The organism is Variovorax sp. FW305-3-2-15-B-LB1, from assembly GCF_058787635.1.
The window spans coordinates 1-18,827 of record NZ_JBYSZY010000033.1 but is presented as its reverse complement, the minus strand read 5'-3'; the positions used below and the strand labels follow the sequence as shown (position 1 = coordinate 18,827).

Annotated in this window: 19 protein-coding genes; 11 read left to right on the top strand and 8 right to left on the bottom strand. The window is 69.4% G+C overall.

Features of this window, described 5'->3' with window-relative positions; genetic code table 11:
- Nucleotides 1–41: 41 nt before the first annotated feature.
- Both AC3WQR_RS19890 and AC3WQR_RS19885 read right to left on the bottom strand, forming a co-directional pair.
- Nucleotides 42–812, bottom strand: a complete 771-nt coding sequence (locus AC3WQR_RS19890) for an enoyl-CoA hydratase/isomerase family protein (RefSeq protein WP_492743237.1) — start codon at nucleotides 810–812, stop codon at nucleotides 42–44.
- Nucleotides 809–1,804: a Bug family tripartite tricarboxylate transporter substrate binding protein gene (locus AC3WQR_RS19885; protein WP_492743236.1), complete on the bottom strand. Its 996-nt coding sequence runs from the start codon at nucleotides 1,802–1,804 to the stop codon at nucleotides 809–811. The genes AC3WQR_RS19890 and AC3WQR_RS19885 overlap by 4 nt, the downstream gene beginning before the upstream one ends.
- A gap of 100 nt (nucleotides 1,805–1,904) precedes the next feature.
- Here AC3WQR_RS19885 and AC3WQR_RS19880 point away from each other — a divergent pair, with 100 nt between their 5' ends.
- Together AC3WQR_RS19880 and AC3WQR_RS19875 are read left to right on the top strand one after the other, a co-directional pair.
- Nucleotides 1,905–3,140, top strand: a complete 1,236-nt coding sequence (locus tag AC3WQR_RS19880; protein WP_492743235.1) for a CaiB/BaiF CoA transferase family protein — start codon at nucleotides 1,905–1,907, stop codon at nucleotides 3,138–3,140.
- Between the two features lie 11 nt (nucleotides 3,141–3,151).
- Nucleotides 3,152–3,838, top strand: coding sequence for a TetR/AcrR family transcriptional regulator (locus tag AC3WQR_RS19875; RefSeq protein ID WP_070063030.1), 687 nt, complete (start codon nucleotides 3,152–3,154; stop codon nucleotides 3,836–3,838).
- Between the two features lie 73 nt (nucleotides 3,839–3,911).
- Here the strand turns inward: AC3WQR_RS19875 and AC3WQR_RS19870 are convergent, their stop codons facing one another.
- The 4 genes from AC3WQR_RS19870 to AC3WQR_RS19855 form a co-directional block, all read right to left on the bottom strand.
- Nucleotides 3,912–5,042, bottom strand: a complete 1,131-nt coding sequence (locus AC3WQR_RS19870; protein WP_492743234.1) for a zinc-binding dehydrogenase — start codon at nucleotides 5,040–5,042, stop codon at nucleotides 3,912–3,914.
- A gap of 89 nt (nucleotides 5,043–5,131) precedes the next feature.
- A complete protein-coding gene (locus tag AC3WQR_RS19865) occupies nucleotides 5,132–5,671 on the bottom strand; it encodes a dual specificity protein phosphatase family protein (RefSeq protein ID WP_492743233.1) in 540 nt (179 codons plus the stop codon).
- Complete coding sequence (locus AC3WQR_RS19860; RefSeq protein ID WP_062480692.1) at nucleotides 5,668–6,168, bottom strand: hypothetical protein; 501 nt, start codon at nucleotides 6,166–6,168, stop codon at nucleotides 5,668–5,670. The genes AC3WQR_RS19865 and AC3WQR_RS19860 overlap by 4 nt, the downstream gene beginning before the upstream one ends.
- Nucleotides 6,165–7,307, bottom strand: a complete 1,143-nt coding sequence (locus AC3WQR_RS19855) for an MGDG synthase family glycosyltransferase (protein ID WP_492743232.1) — start codon at nucleotides 7,305–7,307, stop codon at nucleotides 6,165–6,167. The genes AC3WQR_RS19860 and AC3WQR_RS19855 overlap by 4 nt, the downstream gene beginning before the upstream one ends.
- A gap of 164 nt (nucleotides 7,308–7,471) precedes the next feature.
- Between AC3WQR_RS19855 and AC3WQR_RS19850 the strand changes: the two genes are divergently transcribed.
- The 5 genes from AC3WQR_RS19850 to AC3WQR_RS19830 all read left to right on the top strand — a co-directional run bounded on the left by AC3WQR_RS19850 (nucleotide 7,472) and on the right by AC3WQR_RS19830 (nucleotide 12,018).
- Nucleotides 7,472–8,296 carry a pseudouridine synthase gene (locus AC3WQR_RS19850; RefSeq protein ID WP_159274784.1) on the top strand — a complete coding sequence of 275 codons (825 nt, stop codon included), beginning with the start codon at nucleotides 7,472–7,474 and terminating at the stop codon, nucleotides 8,294–8,296.
- A gap of 10 nt (nucleotides 8,297–8,306) precedes the next feature.
- Nucleotides 8,307–9,428: a winged helix DNA-binding domain-containing protein gene (locus tag AC3WQR_RS19845; RefSeq protein WP_492743231.1), complete on the top strand. Its 1,122-nt coding sequence runs from the start codon at nucleotides 8,307–8,309 to the stop codon at nucleotides 9,426–9,428.
- 87 nt (nucleotides 9,429–9,515) lie between these two features.
- Nucleotides 9,516–10,172, top strand: coding sequence for a response regulator (locus AC3WQR_RS19840; RefSeq protein WP_062480678.1), 657 nt, complete (start codon nucleotides 9,516–9,518; stop codon nucleotides 10,170–10,172).
- A complete protein-coding gene (locus AC3WQR_RS19835; protein WP_492743230.1) occupies nucleotides 10,169–11,539 on the top strand; it encodes a sensor histidine kinase in 1,371 nt (456 codons plus the stop codon). Before AC3WQR_RS19840 ends, AC3WQR_RS19835 begins: the two co-directional genes overlap by 4 nt.
- Before the next feature lie 140 nt (nucleotides 11,540–11,679).
- A complete protein-coding gene (locus AC3WQR_RS19830) occupies nucleotides 11,680–12,018 on the top strand; it encodes a hypothetical protein (protein WP_492743229.1) in 339 nt (112 codons plus the stop codon).
- A 24-nt stretch (nucleotides 12,019–12,042) separates the two neighbouring features.
- On the opposite strand, the gene aqpZ is transcribed toward AC3WQR_RS19830, so the two are convergent.
- Both aqpZ and AC3WQR_RS19820 read right to left on the bottom strand, forming a co-directional pair.
- On the bottom strand, nucleotides 12,043–12,747 hold the full coding sequence (gene aqpZ / locus AC3WQR_RS19825) for an aquaporin Z (protein WP_095747097.1): 705 nt from the start codon (nucleotides 12,745–12,747) through the stop codon (nucleotides 12,043–12,045).
- A 188-nt stretch (nucleotides 12,748–12,935) separates the two neighbouring features.
- Nucleotides 12,936–13,949: a zinc-dependent alcohol dehydrogenase family protein gene (locus AC3WQR_RS19820; protein WP_492743228.1), complete on the bottom strand. Its 1,014-nt coding sequence runs from the start codon at nucleotides 13,947–13,949 to the stop codon at nucleotides 12,936–12,938.
- A 101-nt stretch (nucleotides 13,950–14,050) separates the two neighbouring features.
- Between AC3WQR_RS19820 and AC3WQR_RS19815 the strand changes: the two genes are divergently transcribed.
- The 4 genes from AC3WQR_RS19815 (at nucleotide 14,051) to AC3WQR_RS19800 (ending at nucleotide 18,822) form a co-directional block, all read left to right on the top strand.
- A complete protein-coding gene (locus AC3WQR_RS19815; RefSeq protein ID WP_492743227.1) occupies nucleotides 14,051–14,959 on the top strand; it encodes a LysR substrate-binding domain-containing protein in 909 nt (302 codons plus the stop codon).
- A gap of 94 nt (nucleotides 14,960–15,053) precedes the next feature.
- Nucleotides 15,054–16,076, top strand: a complete 1,023-nt coding sequence (locus AC3WQR_RS19810) for an ABC transporter substrate-binding protein (protein WP_492743264.1) — start codon at nucleotides 15,054–15,056, stop codon at nucleotides 16,074–16,076.
- A 158-nt stretch (nucleotides 16,077–16,234) separates the two neighbouring features.
- Nucleotides 16,235–18,271: a molecular chaperone HtpG gene (gene htpG, locus AC3WQR_RS19805; RefSeq protein ID WP_062480665.1), complete on the top strand. Its 2,037-nt coding sequence runs from the start codon at nucleotides 16,235–16,237 to the stop codon at nucleotides 18,269–18,271.
- Entirely contained in the window at nucleotides 18,268–18,822 is a 555-nt protein-coding gene (locus tag AC3WQR_RS19800) for a hypothetical protein (RefSeq protein ID WP_492743226.1), read from the top strand. Before htpG ends, AC3WQR_RS19800 begins: the two co-directional genes overlap by 4 nt.
- Nucleotides 18,823–18,827: the final 5 nt, after the last annotated feature.

The window sequence follows — 18,827 nt, the reverse complement described above, 5'->3', positions numbered from 1 at the left end:
GTACTCCGTCGTTGTCTGTGCAAAGCTGATCGAGTGGCCGCTCAGCGACCGGTGAAGCGCGGCGTGCGGCGTTCGGCCATGGCCTTGACGCCTTCACGGAAGTCTTCGCTCAGGAATTGCACCTGTTGCTCGGCCAGCTCCCGTTGGTTGATTGCGCGCACGTCCTGCGCGCAGCCGGCGCGCAAGGTGGCGCGCGTGCTCTGGACCGCGAGCGGCGCCGACCCGGCGATCTCCTGGGCGAGCGCCTGGGCGCGGGCCAGCACCTCGTCGGCCGTCACCAGCTCGTCGACCAGGCCGATGGCCAGCGCTTCGGTGCCGTCGATGCGGCGGCCCGTGTAGAACAACATCGAGGCCCGCTGCATGCCGATCAGGCGAGGCAATGTGTGGCTCAGACCGAAGCCGGGGTGAAAGCCCAGCCGGTTGAAGTTGACGCTGAACCGCGCCTGCGCACAGCTCACGCGAAAGTCGGCCACCAGCGCAAGCCCGACGCCTGCGCCCACCGCCGCGCCTTGCACCGCTGCGACCAACGGCTTTCGAGCCTCGAAGAGCCGCATGGCATGGGTGTAGAAGTCGGCGGGGTCGACGGCCTGGCCGCCCGAGGGAACGCCCGAGAAGTCGGCGCCGGCACAGAACGACGTGCCTTCGGCCGCGAGCACGATGGCGCGGCAGCCTGCATCGTCGTCGAGTGCGGCCAGGCGGTCGGCCAGGTCGCGCATCGTGCCGGCATCGACAAAGTTGTGAGGGCCGCGCCGCAGGGTCAGCGTGACGACATGGGCGTCGCGGCTTTGGGAAATGGAGGGCGAATCGGTCATTGGAGTTCAATCTTTGCGGCTGCCGCGATGCGCTTCCAGACGGCGATCTGTTCGCGCTGGAAGTCGCGCAGCTCGTCCTGGCCGCCTTTCATCGTGATCACGTTCTGCTTGGCGTAGAACTCTCGCGTCTCGGGCATGGCGAGGATCTTCACGAACATGTCCGACAGCTTGTCGACCACCGGCTTCGGCGTGTTGGCCGCCACGGCGACGCCCGTCCACGTGTCGGCGCTGAAGCCACCGATGCCCTGTTCCTGCGCGGTGGGCACATCGGGCAGGCCGGCAAGGCGCTGGTCGGCCGCAATGGCGAGTGCGCGGATCTTGCCGCCGCGCAACAACTCCATGGTGGCGGTGATGTCGGAAAAGCCCAGATCGGTCTGCCCGGAGAGCGTGGCGTTGACTGCATCGGGCGCGCCCTTGTAGGGCACGTTGAGCAGCTGGATGCCGGCCTTGTCGGCGAACAGTTCGCCCATGAGCTGGTAGGCGGCCGACCCCGATGCATAGGTGCGCTGCCCGGGCTTGGCGCGCGCCGCATCGATCAGGTCCTTGAGTGTCTTGTAGGGCGAGTTGGCCGGCACGATGAGCACGATGGGCGAGCGCATGAGCGTCGAGACCGGGGCCAGGTCCTTCACCGGGTCGTACGGCAGTTGCTTGAACAGCGCCACGTTGGTGGCCAGCGTCGAGTTGCTGCCCATCAGCAGGGTGTAGCCGTCGGCAGGCGCGGAGGTCACGGCCTTCACGGCGATGAAGCCGTTGGCGCCCGCGCGGTTCTCGACGATCACCGGCTGTCCTGCCAGCTCGCCCAGCTTTCGTGCGAAGAAGCGTGCGCCGACGTCGGTGCCGGAGCCGGGCGGAAAAGGCACGACGAAATGGATCGGCTTGGACGGATAGGTCGCGGCGGCCTGTTGTGGCTGGGCCTGCGCGAACGGTGCCGCGGCGGATGCCAGCGCGGCCGTGAACGCCGCGGCGCGCAGCATCTTCGACAAAGGGTTCATGAACGTGTCTCCTGTGGTGGAGGCCGGATTCTATGAAGTTACTTGTTGATCGACAAGCAAGTTGATAGGATGACCTTCACCACATCAGCAGAGAACCTTCATGGAAAAACGGCCCCCCACGACACCAGCGGCGAGCGGACCGCTCAAGGGCGTTCGCGTGCTCGACCTGACCTCGGTCGTGCTCGGACCCGTTGCCACGCAGATCCTGGGCGACTATGGCGCCGACGTCATCAAGGTCGAGCCGATCGAAGGCGATCTGATGCGCGCCAACGGTGTGTCGCGCCACGCCGGCATGAGTTCGATCTTCCTGGCCATCAATCGCAACAAGCGCTCCCTGGCGGTCGACCTCAAGAGCGCCGAAGGCCGGAAGATCCTGCTCGAACTCGCCGCGGACGCCGATGTCTTCGTGCACAACATGCGCGTTCCCGCCATCGAACGCCTGGGCCTGGGCTACGACGCGCTGCGGGCGGTACGCCCCGACATCGTCTACTGCGCGGCCACCGGCTTCGGCCAGGACGGCCCGGACCGTGCCAAGCCGGCGTTCGACGACATCATTCAGGCCGCCAGCGGTGTCGCGGGGCTGATGTGGCAGTCCACGGGAACGGCCGACTACGTGCCCACGCTGATGGCCGACAAGACCACCGGCATCGTGGTCGTCAATGCGGTGCTTGCGGCGCTGTTCCATCGCGAGCGCACCGGAACCGGCCAGTACGTCGAAGTGCCCATGCTCGAGACGATGGTCGAGTTCACCATGGTGGAGCACATGGGCGGGCTCGCCTTCGATCCACCGACCGCACCCGCGGGCTATGGGCGCGTGGTGAGCGGCGGGCGCAAGCCGGCACCGACGTCGGACGGCTACATCGCCATGCTGCCGTACAGCCCGCAGCAGTGGCTCGCGCTGTTCCGCCGCGTGGGACGGGAAGACCTGGCGGGTGCCTACGACCTGTCGGACCGGCACAAGCTCAACGCGAGCGTTCGCGAGCTCTATCGCGAGCTCCACAGCCTGACACCGACGCGCAGCACCGCCGAGTGGGTCGCGATCTGCGAAGAACTCGACATTCCCGCCACGCAGATCTGGCGCATCGACGACCTGCCCGAGCACCCGCACCTGAAAGCGGTCGGCATGTTCCAGCCGATGGACCATCCCTCGGAAGGCGCCCTGCGGACCACGCGGCCGGCCACACTGTTCGGCGCCACGCCGGCGCAGATCCGCAGCGGTGCGCCGCTGCTCGGGCAGCACTCGAACGAGATCCTCGGGGAACTGGGCTATGCCGGCGACCGGATCGATCGGCTGCTCAGCGCCGGCGTGGTGAAGGATGCCGCATCGCGTCGTTAGACTTCGGGCCCATGAGGACTGCCGCCAAATCGCCGAACACCACGCTCCCTCGCCGAACGCAGATGGAGCGCCGCGCAGCCGCTGAGGCACGCCTGCTGGAAGCGGCCCGCGAGATCGTGTCGCGCAAGGGGTGGGTCGGGATGACGCTGGCCGAAGTGGGCGAGGCGGCCGGCTACAGCCGGGGCCTGGCGGCGCATCATTTCGGAAGCAAGCCTGCGCTGCTGCGTGCGCTGGCTGCCTACATCAACCAGAACTTCATGCACGAGCTCGAGCGCAGCCCTCCGGCTGACGAGGGCATGGCATCGTTGCTTTCCTTCGTGGACGTGTACCTGGGGCGCGCCGATGGCGGATGGACCAACACCCGCGCCTTGCTGGTGCTGATGGCCGAGGCCACCACCGACGATTCCGAAACCGGCGAAAGCCTGGGGCGCTACAACCAGAGCGTGATCGACTTTCTGGCGTTGCACTTCCGGGCCGCCATCGCTGCAGGCGAAATGCGAAAGGGCGTCGATCCCGCCACGGCGGCCGTCATCGTGCTGGGGGCGCTGCGTGGCGTGATGCTGCAGGCGCTGCTGAAAGAATCGACGGTCGACTTGCGCGCGGTGCAAAAAGAGCTGTCGACGATGATTGTTCAAAGCTTCGCGCAAGACCCCGACGCATGGCAGGGGCCCCGCAGCCGCAATTCGCGGCCGAGGTGAGGGGCCGCGCCGGCTGAATCGAGTCGAACGCCGGGTTGCGGGCCGGGCCGCTGGTCTTGCGCCCAGGCAGGTGTCAGCCCGCCAGCCCCTTGTTCGGATTCAGCAGGAATTTCTCCCCCGTCGCCTGCTTCCCATACACCCCGATCGCGTCGAGTTGCAGCGCCTCGACCAGCGACACCTCCCGCGTGTAGTGGCTGGCAAACGTCGTCTTCAGTTCCGCGATCACGCGCGAACGCAGCCGCTGCGTGCCTTCATCGCCCAGCTTCTGCAGGAACGGGAACAGCAGCCAGCCGCCCATGCCCCAGGCCATGCCGAAGTTGCGCACGAACTCGGTCGGGCTGCGGTCCAGGCCGCCGTAGATGTAGACCTGCTTGTGCGTGGTCGAGCCGTAGCGGCTGTATTCCTTGGCCGTGCGGTTCAGCGCCGCTTCCATGCAGCCGAGGATCTGGCCGGCCAGCTTGCCGCCGCCCGTGGCGTCGAAGGCCAGCGTGGCGCCGGTGGCGACCAGCGCGTCGGTCAGCTGTTCGAGGAAGTCCGGCGAGCTGGCGTTGCAGACGTACTTCGCGCCGATGCCGCGCAGCAGCGCTTCCTGCTCGGGCTTGCGCACGATGTTGACGAGGTCGATGCCGTCCTTCTGGCAGATCTTGTTGAGCATCTGGCCCAGGTTGGAGGCGGCTGCGGTGTGCACCAGCGCCTTGTGGCCTTCGCGCTTCATGGTCTCGACCATGCCCAGCGAGGTCAGCGGGTTCACGAAGCACGATGCGCCCTCGGCCGGCGTGGTGCCCGCCGGCAGCTCGAGGCACATCGCCACGGGCACCGCGCGGTACTGCGAGTACATCGCGCCGCCGATGGCCGCCACGGTCTTGCCCAGCAGCGCCTGCGCAGCCGGCGACGAACCGGCCTTGACCACCACGCCCGCACCCTCGTTGCCCACCGGCATCGACTGGTCGAGCCGCGCCGCCATCGAGGCGCGCGCGCGTTCAGGCACCGTGGCGGTGACGACGGGGCGATCGGCGGTGCCGGAGGCCACGGCGGTGCTCATGTCGGCGGCGCCGAAGAGCAGGCCCAGGTCCGACGGGTTCATCGGCGAGGCCTCGACGCGGATCACCACCTCGTGGGCCTGCGGTTCGGGCACCGGGTCGTCGTGCAGGGAGAGTTCGAGTTCGCCGTTGGAACGGACGAGGGAGCGCAGTTGGAGTGCCATGGGAAAGCCCCTGTGAAAGGTCGTTCGGAGATGGCCATCGGCCACGGGGCGGCCAGTATAGGAGCGGGTGCGCGCGCCTGCTGGCGCCTTCAAGACACCATGGGGATCACCGGGGCATGGGCCAGCGCATGGTGCATCCGCAGCGGATCGAGCCGCTCGATGTAGCGCGGGATGTTGCGCCACAGCGTGTGGTACCCATAGCCGCCGCGCAGCATCTCCTGGCGCGCGCTGTCCTTGTCCCAGTCCTGCACGGCCATGCGGTAGACGGCCGCCACCACGCCCGTGCGGTCGGCGCCGTGCATGCAGTGGATGAGCACCGGCCCCTGCTTTTCGGCCTCGCGCATCGCGACCAGCGCGCGCAGCACCTTGGCGTCGTCGATCGACCAGGTGTTGATCGGCACGCGCACCAGCCGGATGCCGCTGCCCGCAAACACCTTCCGGTCGTCGTTGAAGGAACGCAGGCTCACGACGGTGCGGATGCCCAGCGACTGCAGCGCCGCCACGTTGGCGCGCCGCGGCTGCGCGCTGCGGTACAGCGTGGGCGTGACGCGGTGCAGGTTCTCGACCTGCAGGGCGTCGAGCGGATCAGCCCAGTGGTCGGGGCGCAGGTCGGCGGCTTTTTGGGTCATCGTGCGCGGCGCGGCCAGTGGCGACGCACCAGGATCAGCAGCGCCACCGCGAGCCCGCCCCAGTAGTCGACCGGCGCGCCCCACAGCCAGTGCTTGTGCCAGAAGGCCTTCACAGGGTTGAAGTTCTCGAAGCCGAAGGCCGGGTTGATGAGGAACCACAGGAAGTCTTCGCAGACCCAGAACACGATCAGCCCCGCGAGCGCCAGCCCCCAGTCGCGCAGCGTCCAGCGCCCCTGGAAGGCCAGCGGCGAGAAGAACACCAGCATCATGAAGGTGAACACCCAGGCGTGGTACCCCGTCATCGCGCGCCCGCCCCAGAACAGGTCGAGCCAGATGTTGTTCTCGATGCGCCACGTGGGCAGCGAGGTGGCCCAGCCAGCGCCGCCTTCGATCTGGATCTCGGCGTTGGCGAAGAAGAACGCCATCGTCACGACCCACGCGAGGTAGACCAGCGTGCGGCCGATGCCGGGCCGCGGCTCCACGGCTGCGCCGCTCATGCGCCGAGGCCCAGCACGCGCTGCAGCACCGCGCGCGCGGCCTGCGGCTTGCCCAGCGCGCGGCTGCGCGCGGCCATGGCCGCGAGCTTGGCGGGGTCGGCCATGAGGCGCGCCACCTTGTAGTCCAGGCCGATGGCGTCGTAGGCCAGCCAGGCGGCGCTTTCTTCCATGAGGAAACCGGCGTTGTGCTCTTCCTGCCCCGGAATCGGCGAGATCAGCAGCATCGGCTTGCCCAGCGCCAGGCACTCCGACACCGTGAGGCCGCCGGGCTTGGTCACGACCAGGTCGGCCGCGGCCATCATCTTGTGCATCTCGTTCGTGAAGCCGACGGCCACCACGCGGCCCGGATGGCGCTGCGACAGCGCTTCCAGCCGTGCGTGGGCCTCGGCGTTGCGGCCGGCCACGGCGATCACCTGGAACGGCGTGTCGCCGCCGAGCGCGAGCACGCGCTCGACCATGCTGGGCAGATCGCCCACACCGGCACCGCCCGACGCCATCAGCAGCACCGGCCGTGTGGGGTCCAGGCCCAGCGCACTCACGCAGGCCGCGTGCGCGAGTTCGGGCGCATCGGGCTCGGAAAAGGCCGGCATCACCGGAATGCCCGTGACATGCACGCGCTCGGGGGGAATGCCACGCGCGCGCAGCCGGAAGGCGACTTCTTCCGTGGCCGCGAGGTAGCCCGTCATGCCCGGCACCAGCCACATGTTGTGCAGGTCGTAGTCGGTGATCTGCAGCCACACGGGGCATTCGATGCGGCCCCGGTTGCGCTCGCGCATCAGCAGCTCGGCCGGCAGGAAGTGGGTGCAGATCACGGCGTCGGGCTTGGCGCGGCGGATCTCGCGCACCAGCGCCCCGGTGCTCAGGCGCTCGATGCCGCGGCGCAGCCGCTGCGAGGGCGCGTGGTGCGGCGTGACGTCGGTGCGCTGGTGCAGGTACGACCACAGCTCGGGCGCGCGGTTCACCAGCTGCAGGTACCAGTCGGTGTACACCTTGCGAAAGCCCGCCGGCACATGGGCCATGGCGTCGACGTGCACCGCGGTGTGCGGTGCGAACGACTGGGCGAGGGTGGCTTCGAGCGCCTGGGCGGCGCGCACATGGCCGTTGCCGGCGCTCACACTGAGGATCAGGAGGTGGGTCATGCAGTAGGGGTGCCGGCGGCGTGCCGATTGGCGCGCATTATCGCCACGCATTGCGACACATCGGCCCCGGGCATGGCGCGGCGCCCGCCATCGGCGAAAATGTCACGGGACGCCCCGTCCCGCGGGCTGTGCATCGCCACCCGCCAGCCGCAACCATTGCTCCCATGACCGACACCGCTCCCGCCCCGATCCGCCTCAACAAACGCATGGCCGAACTCGGCCTGTGCTCGCGCCGCGAGGCGGACGACTGGATCGCGCAGGGCTGGGTGCGCGTCAACGGCAAGCCCGCCGAGATGGGCGTGAAGGTCACGCCCAACGACCGCATCGAGGTCGACAAGGCCGCCAAGGGGCAGCAGGCGAACCAGGTCACGATCCTCATCAACAAGCCCATCGGCTACGTGAGCGGGCAGGCCGAGGACGGCCACGAGCCGGCGGTCACGCTGTTCACGCCGCAGAACCGCTGGTCGGAAGACAACGCGCGCTTCTTCTTCGGCCCGCAGCAGCTGCGCGGCCTGGCGCCGTGCGGGCGGCTGGACATCGACTCCACCGGCCTGCTCGTGATGACGCAGGACGGCCGCATCGCGCGCCAGCTCATCGGCGAAGACTCGACGATGGACAAGGAATACCTCGTGCGCGTGGCCTACCACGGCCTGGACCAGCCCGCGCCCACCGGCCAGCTGGTGCGCCTGGACGACGACGACCCGGTCACCACCAACGTGCAGGCGGTGTTTCCGCCCGCCATGCTGGCCCGGCTGCGGCACGGCCTGAGCCTGGACGGCCAGGCGCTCAAGCCGGCGCGCGTCGAGTGGCAGAACCCCGAGCAACTGCGCTTCGTGCTCACCGAAGGCAAGAAACGCCAGATCCGCCGCATGTGCGAGCTGGTCGGCCTCAAGGTGGTGGGGCTGAAGCGCGTGCGCATCGGCAAGGTGATGCTGGGCAACCTGCCGGTGGGCCAGTGGCGCTACCTGGCGCCGCACGAAAAATTCTGACGACCCGCCCATGGCCGCGGTGCTGAGCCGTCGCGCGCTGAACCGGGCCACGCTGGCGCGGCAGATGCTGCTGGCGCGGCGCAAGGCGAGCGTCGTGCAGGCCATCGAGAAGCTGGCGGGCCTCCAGGCGCAGGCGCCCAACCCGCCCTACATCGGCCTGTGGAGCCGGCTCGAAGGCTTTCACCGCGCGCAGCTGACCGACGCGCTGAAGAACCGCCGCATCGTGCGCATGTCGACGCTGCGCGCCACCTTGCACCTGATGACCGCCCCGGACGCGTGGGCCTGGCGGCCGCTGCTCGAGCCCGTGCACCAGCGCGGCCTGTCGGGCCTGCATGCGCGGGCCCTCGAAGGCGTCGACCGCGCGGCCGTGGTGAAGGCGAGCCGCGCGCTGCTCGGCGACGGGCCGCTCACCGGCACCGCCCTCGGCCAGGCTTTGGCCGCGCGCTGGAAAGACCACGCACCGGCCTCGCTCGCCGCACTCATCCGCAACAACGTGCCGCTGGTCCACCTGCCGCCCGCAGGCAGCTGGAACTCGCACCAGAACGCGCTGCTGCAGCCGCTCGGTGATTGGCTGGGCGATGCCACTGCCGAGATCGCCACCGCCACGCAGGACGACCTGCTGCTGCGCTACCTCGCCGCCTTCGGCCCCGCGACGCTGGCCGATGCCGGCGCGTGGTCGGGCCTCACGGGCTGGAAGGCCGTGGCCGATCGATTGAGGCCGCAGCTGCGCGTGTTCACCGGCGACGAGGGCCAGGAGCTCTTCGACCTGCCGCGCGCGCCGCGCCCCGACCCCGACACGCCCGCGCCGCCGCGCCTGGTCGCCGAGTGGGACAACCTGCTGCTCTCGCACGCCGACCGCCGCCGCGTGCTCGACGAGGCGCACCGCGCCCGCGTGTTCACCATCAACGGCATCGTGCGCGGCACGGTGCTGCTCGACGGTTTCGTGGCGGGCACCTGGAAGATCGAGCGCGCGACGCGCACGGCCACCGTGGTGCTGGAGCCCTTCACGCGCTGGTCCGCAGCCGACCGGCGCGGCGTGGAGGAAGAGGCGCTGCGCCTGCTGGCCTTTGCCACGGACGCAGAGGATGCAGGCGGCGAGCGGCACGCCGTCCGCGTCCTAAGCCCCGCCTAAGTCTTCGCGCCTACGCTGCGCCGAGGCGCAGGGCCCCTGACGATCATCCCGGTCGCGTGCTACCTTGCGCGCAAAGGAGTCGCCGCGATGCGCGTGCTGCTGGTGGAAGACGACGAAATGATCGGGCGCAGCCTGAAGCAGGCGCTCGAGGGCGCGGGCTGGTCGGCCGACTGGGTACGCGACGGCGAGCTGGCGCACAGCGCGCTCGGCGACGGCGGCTACACCTGCGTGCTGCTCGACCTGGGCCTGCCCCGCCAGGACGGCACCGAGGTGCTGCGCCGCGCGCGCGAACGCGGCGACGCCACGCCCGTGCTGGTGCTCACCGCGCGCGACGGGCTGGACGACCGCATCCACAGCCTGGACCTCGGCGCCGACGACTACCTGCTCAAGCCCTTCGAGTTCCGCGAGCTGCTCGCGCGCATGCGCGCCGTGGTGCGCCGCCGCGACGGCGCCGCGCATTCGCTGATCGGCACCGCCGCGCTGCAGCTGGACCTCACGACGCGCGAGGTGGCGGTCAACGGCGTGCGCGAGGCGCTCACCGCGCGCGAGTTCGCGCTGCTGCATGCGCTGCTGGAGCGGCCCGGCGCCATCCTCTCGCGCGAGCAGCTCGAGAACCGCATCTACGGCTGGGGCGACGAAGTGACCAGCAACGCCATCGACGTGCTGATCCACGGCATGCGCCGCAAGCTCGGCGCCGATGCGATCCGCAACGTGCGCGGGCTGGGCTGGCGAGTGGCGGCATGACCGGTGCCATCAGCCGCTGGTGGCGCCCGCGTTCGCTGCGCACCCAGCTGCTGCTGTGGCTGGTCACGCTGCATGTGGTGGCGGCGGTGCTCACGGCATGGTTCTCTTTCCTGGCCTACGGCAACCTCGTGCACAACGCACTCGACGACCAGATGCGGCTGGTGGCCGAGTCGTACGCGGGCAACGACCCGCCCAAGACCCCGCGCGCGATGGACGGCGAAGCGGCCTTCTCGCGCGGCGCCTTCGTGGTGCAGCTGTGGAGCGCCGACGGCGCCACCTTGCGCGCGAGCTCGTGGCCCGCGCTGTCGGTGCCGCTGCAACCCGGCAGCGGCTTCAGCGACGTGCGCGCCGAAGGGCCCGCGCATTCGCGCTGGCGCGTGTTCACGGCCGAGCCCGCGCCGCATGCCGACGCGCCGCGCGTGCAGGTGCTGCAAAACGAGGACTATCGCCATCGCCGCGCGCTGCGCCGCGCCCTGCTCGAAGGCCTGCCGATCGCGCTGCTGCTGCCGGCGGCGCTGCTGGTGCTGTGGCTCATCGTGTCGGCCGCCTCGCGCTCGCTGCGCGGCGTGGCGCGCGACGTGGCCTCGCAGGACGAGCGCCGCCCCACCGAGCTGTCGCTGGCGCGCGTGCCCGACGAGATCACGCCGCTGGTGGGCGCCTTCAACCACCTGCTGTCGCGCGTGCGCAGTGCCTTCGCCACGCAGCGGCGCTTCGTGCAGGACGCGGCGCACGAGCTGCGCACGCCGATGGCCGCCATCGGCCTGCAGATCGAGAACCTGCGCGCGCACGTGCCGGCCGGCGAGGCCACCGAGCGCTTCAACCAGCTGGAGGCCGGCGTGACGCGCGCGCAGCACCTCATCGAGCAGCTGCTGCAGCTGTCGCGGCAGGACGCGCCGCCCTCGGATGCGCCGGGCGAGCGGGTCGACATCGAGGCGCTGCTGCGCGAGAGCCTGGGCCAGCGCATGGTGCTGGCTGACGCACGGCGCATCGACGTGGGCTTCGAAGGCCTTACCGCCGCCGTGGTGCATGCGCCTGCGGCCGAGCTGCGCAGCGTGTTCGACAACCTGATCGACAACGCGCTGCGCTACGCGCCCGAAGGCGGCGTGGTCGATGTGCGGCTGCACCGTGTCGACGGGCAGGCGGTGGTCGACGTGCTCGACAACGGGCCGGGCATTCCGCCGACTGAACTGGAGCGCGTGTTCGATCGTTTCTTTCGCGTGCCGGGCGCGGCGGCGGGCGGCAGCGGGTTGGGCCTGGCGATTGCGCGCACGGCGGCGGAGCGGCATGGCCTGCGCATCGAGCTGCGCAACCGGGACGACGGGCCGGGGCTGAGGGCGCGGGTGATGCTGCCGATGCAGTCGATGTAGCCGTCGTGGTGCTCACTCCCGGCTCATTCTTCGCTCACGCTGGCCTCAGTCAGGCTGCCTAGAGTGGCTGCAGGTCCTGCTGCGCGCGGTCCGCGCGACGGCACCGGACCGGAGACAACCTGCCCTCAGGAGAACACACCATGCGCACTTCGTTCCAGCTTCTTGCCGTTGCTTCCTTCGCCGCGCTCGCGGCCCTGGGCACGGTCAACGCCTCCGCCGAAACCACCGACGGTTCGGACTTCCACCCGCTGCAGTTGAATTCGCCGGAGAACCCGGAGGTGCAGGCCGGCGCGATGGCGGCGGCACGTCCGAGCGGCACGGAGCCCATTGGGCAGTCGACGTCGGCGCCGGCGATCAGTGGGATGACCCCGGTGTCCGACATCCAGGCCGGCGCCTATGCGGCGTCGCACCCGACGGGCACCGAGCCCATCGGGCAATCGACTTCACTGCCGATGGTGAAGTCGGGCAGCGGAAGCTGATTCCGCTGCCAGGGACCTGCAAGCTCAGTCGTCGTTGCTGCTGAGCAGTGCGCGGTAGATCACCGCGCCGATGATCGCGCCCACGATCGGGGCGACCCAGAACAGCCACAGCTCCGACACCGCATACGACGGGCCGAACAGCGCCGGGCCGGTGCTGCGCGCCGGGTTCACCGAGGTGTTGGTCACGGGGATCGACACCAGGTGGATCAGCGTCAGGCACAGGCCGATGGCCATGCCCGCGAAGCCGGCCGCCGCGCGCTTGGCGGTGGCACCCAGGATCACGATCAGGAACACGGCGGTCATCACCACTTCGCTGATGAGTGCGGCCGTCATGCCGTACTTGCCGGGCGAGTGCTCGCCGTAGCCGTTGGTGGCAAAGCCGCCGATGTCCGCGCCCGGCTTGCCGGTGGCGATCAGGTACAGCACGCCGGCCGCCGCGATGGCGCCCAGCACCTGCGACACGATGTAGCCCGGCAGCTGCCCGGCCTTGAAGCGGCCCGCGGCGGCGAGGCCGATCGACACGGCCGGATTGAAGTGGCCGCCCGAGATCGGACCGAGCGCGTAGGCGCCGGTGACCACCGTCAGACCGAAGGCCAGCGAGACGCCGAGCAGGCCGATGCCGACGCCCGGAAAGGCCGCCGCCAGAACTGCGCTTCCGCAGCCTCCGAGCGTGAGCCAGAAAGTACCAATGAATTCTGCAGACCACTTTTTGTAGGTACTGTGTTCCATAACGCTCCATCCTGAAGTTGAGAAAGCACGCACGGCGGGAGCCGAACGCGGGCCGCATTCTAGGAACGGGAATTGGAGGCGTCGAGCAAACCGGCGCGCTTAGCGGCAACTGTTCACGAATGCTGTGGATTTGTGCCCTGCAGCATTTGCAAATGGTCGGGCGAGGGCGGGGCCGCGTCACATCGTCGTCATGCCATCGTCACGACGACCTTGCCGAACGCGCCGCGTTCCAGATGGTCGAGCGCGGCGGGCAGCGCATCGAAGCTGTAGCGCGCGGCGATCACCGGCTTCAAAGCATTCGCATCGACCGCGCGCACCAGCTCTTCGAGCGCACGACGATGGCCGACGCCGATGCCCTGCACCGTCACGCGGCCGAGCACCATCGCGTAGAACGACGCGCTCAGCGTGTCGCCGCCGAGCATGCCGATGATCGACACGCGCCCGCCCTGCTTCACCGCCTGCAGCGAGCGGTCGAGGTCGGGGCCGCTGGAGAGTTCGAGCACGTGGTCGGCACCGCGCCCGTGCGTGAGCCGGCGCACCTCGGCGGGCCAGGCGCTGTCGCGCGCCAGCACGTGCGTGGCGCCGAGCGCGCGTGCCGCGGCCTGCTTGTCGGCGCTGCCCGTCACCACGATGGCCTGCGCGCCATGCAGTCGCGCGAGCTGCAGGCCGAACAGCGCGACGCCGCCGGTGCCGTGGACCAGCACCGTCTCGCCCGCGCGCAGGGCGCCGGTTTCCACCAGCGCGAACCACGCCGTGAGGCCGGCGCAGGGCAGCGTGCTGGCTTCTTCGAGGCTCAGCGTGGCGGGCGCGGTCACGGCCCAGTTCGCATCGATGCACACGTGCGAGGCCAGCATGCCCGGCCCGGGGCCGCCGAGCAGCGTGGTGTCGGCATGCCAGTGGCTGTCGGTCCAGCCGCCCCAGAAGGTGTTGATCACGCGGTCGCCCACGGCAAAGCGGCGCACGCCGGGGCCCACGGCCACCACGGTGCCCGCCATGTCCGAGCCGGGCGTGAAGGGCAGGTCGAGCGCCATGCCCATGCCGTCGCGCACCATGAGCAGGTCGCGGTAGTTGAGCGCCACCGCGCCCACGCGCACGAGGATCTGGCCCGGGCCCGGCGAGGGCATCGGGGCCTCGGTGTGTTCGAGGTGGGCGCGGCCCAGTCGGGGAAGCTGCCAGCGGCGCAGCACGTCGGGTTCTTGCATCGGAAAAGGCTCCATCGGAAAAGATCGGCCTCGATGCTATTGAAGATGAAAACGATCCGGTGGTGGATAATTTTCCGAAGAATGGTGCTTGAAAGTATCCAATGAGCCAACGCCTGCAAGGCATCGAAGAGTTCGTCGCGGCGGTGGAGGCGGGCAGCTTCGCGCTCGCCGCGCAGCGCCTGCACGTCACCCGTTCGGCCGTCGCCAAGAGCATCGCGCGGCTCGAGGCGCGGCTGGACACGCGCCTTTTCTTGCGCACCACGCGCAGCCAGAGCCTCACCGAGGAAGGGCACGGCTACTACGAGCGCTGCCGCCGCGCGCTGGCCGAGCTGGAGGCGGCCGAGGCGCTCACCGACGCCGCGCGCCACACGGCCACCGGCCTCGTGCGCCTGAGCATGCCGGCGATGCTGGGGCGGCTCAAGGTCGGGCCGCTGCTGCTCGCATTGGCGCGCCAGCATCCGCAGCTGTCGCTGGAGCTGGCCTTCAACGACCGGCGCGTCGACCTCGTGGAAGAGGGGCTCGACCTGGCCATCCGCAGCGGCGAACTCGACGACAGCGCCGGCCTCGTGGCGCGGCCGGTCGGCGTGCAGTGGATGCTGCTGTGCGCCGCGCCCGCGTACCTGGCCGAGCGCGGCCATCCGCGCGACGTTGCGGCACTGGTCGCGCCGCACGAGGCCGTGTACTACGCCCGCGACGGGCAGGTCTCGCCCTGGCGCTTTCGCGAAGGCGACGCGATGGTCGAGGCCGCGCTGCCCTCGCGGTTGCGCTGCGACAGCGCCGAGGTGCTGCTGGAGGCCGCCATCGGCGGCATGGGCCTGGCGCGGTTGCCGGCCTGGCTGGCGGCCGACGCGCTCGCGGCCGGCACGCTGGTGCGCGTGTTCGACGAGCCCGAGCCTTTCGGTTTTCCGCTGCACGTGATCCGCACGCCGAGCCGCTACCTGCCGCTGAAGACGCGCGTGGTGATCGACTGGCTGGTGGCGCACCTGCCGCCGCTGCTGGCGGCCCGCTGACCTCAAGCACTCACGCCGGCGCTATCCTGCGCCTTCATACAACGTCGAACAACGAGGAGACCCGCCCATGCCTTCATTCGCCCCGCTACACACCATGAGTGCCTTGGCCACCGCCTGCCTGGGCACGGCGCTCCTGCTCGGGGCGTCGCAGGCCGCCGCGCAAGGCACCGTCAACGCGCTGTGCAGCACCGACGCGGGCTGGTGCGAGGCGGCCGCCACGGCCTTCACGCGCGAGACCGGCATCAAGGTGCAGCAGGCCCACAAGGGCACCGGCGAAATCGGCGCGCAGCTGCGCGCCGAAGCCGCCAACCCCAAGACCGACCTCTGGTGGGGCGGCACCGGCGACCCCTTCCTGCAGGCCGCCGAGCAGGGCCTGCTCGAGCCCTACCGCCCGGCCTACATCAACGACCTGCACGACTGGTCGGTGCGCCAGTACGCCATGTCGCAGAACATGGTGGGCGGCTTCTACACGAGCGCGATGGGCTTCGGCTTCAACACCGAGCTGCTGAAGAAAAAGAAGCTCGCCGAGCCGAAGTGCTGGGCCGACCTCATCAAGCCCGAGTACAAGGGCGAGATCGAAATCTCGCACCCCGCCACCAGCGGCACGGCCTACACCGTCATCGCGGGCCTGGTGCAGCAGATGGGCGAGGAGCCCGCGTTCGACTACCTGAAGAAGCTGCATAAAAACGTTACCAGCTACACGCGCAGCGGCCAGGCGCAGGCGCCCAACGTGGCCAAGGGCGAGGTGGCGATCGGCGTGAGCTTCATCTTCGGCTTCGAGCGCTGGCGGCACGACAAATTTCCGGTGAAGACCGCCGCGCCCTGCGAAGGCACGGGCTTCGAGATCGGCGGCATCGCGCTCGTGAAGGGCGCGCGCAACAAGGAGAACGCCAAGCGCTACTACGACTGGCTCATGAGCCCCGCGGGCCAGTCCATCGGCGCCAAGGCCGGCAGCCTGCAGTCGCCGGCCAACAAGACCTTCAAGCCCGATCCGCGCATTCCGTCGATGGAGAGCGTGAAGCTCATCAAGTACGACTTCGAGAAGTACGGCAAGGCGGCCGAGCGCAAGCGGCTCATCGACCGCTGGACGCGCGAAGTCGAATCCCAACCGCGCTGAAAGCGCGGCGCTGAGCCGACACCCGTGTGACAAAGTTCGCGCGGCCTTGCGCTCGTTGTTTTTTGGCGCGACAACCCCAGTTCATAAAGTTGGCAAGGCCGCCGCCCGCCACGGGCGGCTCGCCTTAGAATTTTTTGGCTTCGATCCCTTTCTTTCCCATGGCTGATTCCTCCAATACCAAACTCCCGTTCCAGGCTGAAGTCGCGCAACTGCTGCACCTCGTCACGCATGCGCTGTACTCCAACAAGGAAATCTTCCTGCGCGAGCTGATCTCGAACGCGTCCGACGCGTGCGACAAGCTGCGCTTCGAGGCGCTCGACCACCCCGCGCTGTACGAAGACCAGCCCGACCTGGACGTGCGCCTGACCTTCGACAAGGCCGCGCGCACCCTCACCATCACCGACAAGGGCATCGGCCTGTCGCGCCAGGAAGCCATCGACAACCTGGGCACCATCGCCAAGAGTGGTACCAAAGACTTCATGAGCCGCCTGAGCGGCGACCAGAAGGCCGACGCGCAGCTCATCGGCCAGTTCGGCGTGGGCTTCTATTCGGGCTTCATCGTGGCCGACAAGATCACGGTCGAGTCACGCCGCGCGGGCCTGCCCGCCGACCAGGGCGTGCGCTGGGTGAGCGGCGGCGCCGGCGACTTCGAAGTGGCCGACATCACGCGCGCCGCGCGCGGCACCAGCATCACGCTGCACCTGCGCGACGACGCCGACGAATACCTCAACGCCTGGAAGCTCAAGCAGATCGTCGGCAAGTACTCCGACCACATCTCCCTGCCCATCCTGATGGAAAAGGAAGAGTGGAAAGACGGCGAGAACGACCAGCCCGGCGACATGGTGAAGACCGGCGAGTGGGAAACGGTGAACAAGGCCAACGCCCTGTGGAGCCGCCCCAAGAAGGACATCACCGCCGAGCAGTACGAAGAGTTCTACAAGAGCATCAGCCACGACTTCGAAGCGCCGCTGGCCTGGAGCCACAACCGCGTCGAAGGCAGCACCGAGTACACGCAGCTCTTGTACATCCCGTCCAAGGCCCCGTTCGACCTGTGGAACCGCGACAAGAGCGCGGGCGTCAAGCTGTACGTCAAGCGCGTCTTCATCATGGACGACGCCGAGGCGCTGTTGCCCAACTACCTGCGTTTCGTGAAGGGCGTGATCGACTCGGCCGACCTGCCGCTCAACGTGAGCCGCGAGCTGCTGCAGGAAAGCCGCGACGTGAAGGCCATCCGCGAAGGCAGCACCAAGCGCGTGCTGTCGATGCTCGAAGACCTGGCCAAGAAGCAGAAGACCGCGCCCGAGAGCGGCGAGGGCAAGGTCGACGTGGGCTCGGGCGAATCGGTGCCCGCCCCCGAGCCGACCGAAGGCGTGACCGATGTGGTCGACAAGAACACCACCCCCGCCGCCGAAGCCGCCGCCGAGTACGCCGACGAATCGGGCAAGTTCGCCAAGTTCTACGCCGAGTTCGGCGCGGTGCTGAAGGAAGGCCTGGGCGAGGACATGGGCAACCGCGACCGCATCGCCAAGCTGCTGCGTTTTGCCTCCACCACGAGCGACGTCGCGAGCGTGAGCTTCGCCGACTACAAGGCGCGCATGAAGGAAGGCCAGGACGCGATCTACTACATCACGGCCGACAACCTCGCCGCCGCCAAGAACAGCCCGCAGCTCGAAGTCTTCAAGAAGAAGGGCATCGAGGTGCTGCTCATGACCGACCGCGTCGACGAGTGGGCGCTGAACTACCTCAACGAGTTCGACGGCACGCCGCTGCAGAGCGTGGCCAAGGGCGCGGTCGACCTGGGCAAGCTGCAGGACGAGGCCGAGAAAAAGGCCGCCGAGGAAGCCGCCGAGTCGTTCAAGCCGCTGCTCGAGAAGCTGAAGGAAGCGCTCAAGGACAAGGCCGAAGACGTGCGCGTGACCACGCGCCTGGTCGACTCGCCCGCCTGCCTCGTGGTGGAAGACGGCGGCATGAGCACGCAGCTCGCGCGCATGCTCAAGCAGGCCGGCCAGCCCGCGCCCGACCTCAAGCCCGTGCTCGAGGTCAACGCCGAGCACCCGCTGGTGAAGAAGCTCGAAGGCTCCGCGCATTTCGACGACCTCGCGAACATCCTGTTCGACCAGGCCCTGCTGGCCGAAGGCGGCCTGCCGGCCGACCCGGCTGCCTACGTGAGGCGCGTCAACGCGCTGCTGGTGTGAACGCCCGGCCGCGCATCGTTCGTCGCGCAGCGGCTGCCACCTCGGCGCTGCTGCTGTTGCTTCTGGTGGGCGGCTGTTCGCACTATCACATCGGCATTCCGCTGGTGCCCGGGCTCTCGCTCGGGCTCGGTGCCACGAAGGACGGCAACTTCTCCGTCGGCCTGAACACCGGCTGGGGCCCGCTCGGCGCGGGCGTGGCGCTGCACGACAACGGCGCAGTCACCGGCTCGGCCAGCGTCGGTGTGGGCGTGGGTGTCGGCCCGATCGGTACCGGCGTAGGCGTCGGCAAGAGCGTGGTGCTGCACAACCCGTACGAGACGGCGCCCGCAGCGCCTGGGCAGGCGACGCCTGGCGTGGTGGTGCCTGCTTCGGCAACGGCCACCGCGCCTGTCAGCGTCACCAAGGCCGGCGTCACGCGGCCCATGTCGCCATCGCCACCGATCGCCGCCGCACCCGTGCCGGCGGCCCGCGTGTCCTACCGCCCCCCCGCTGCGAAAACAGCGGTCGTGGCCGGCGAAGCAGGCACGCCCGGCAACCCCATCGCGCCCTGATGGTC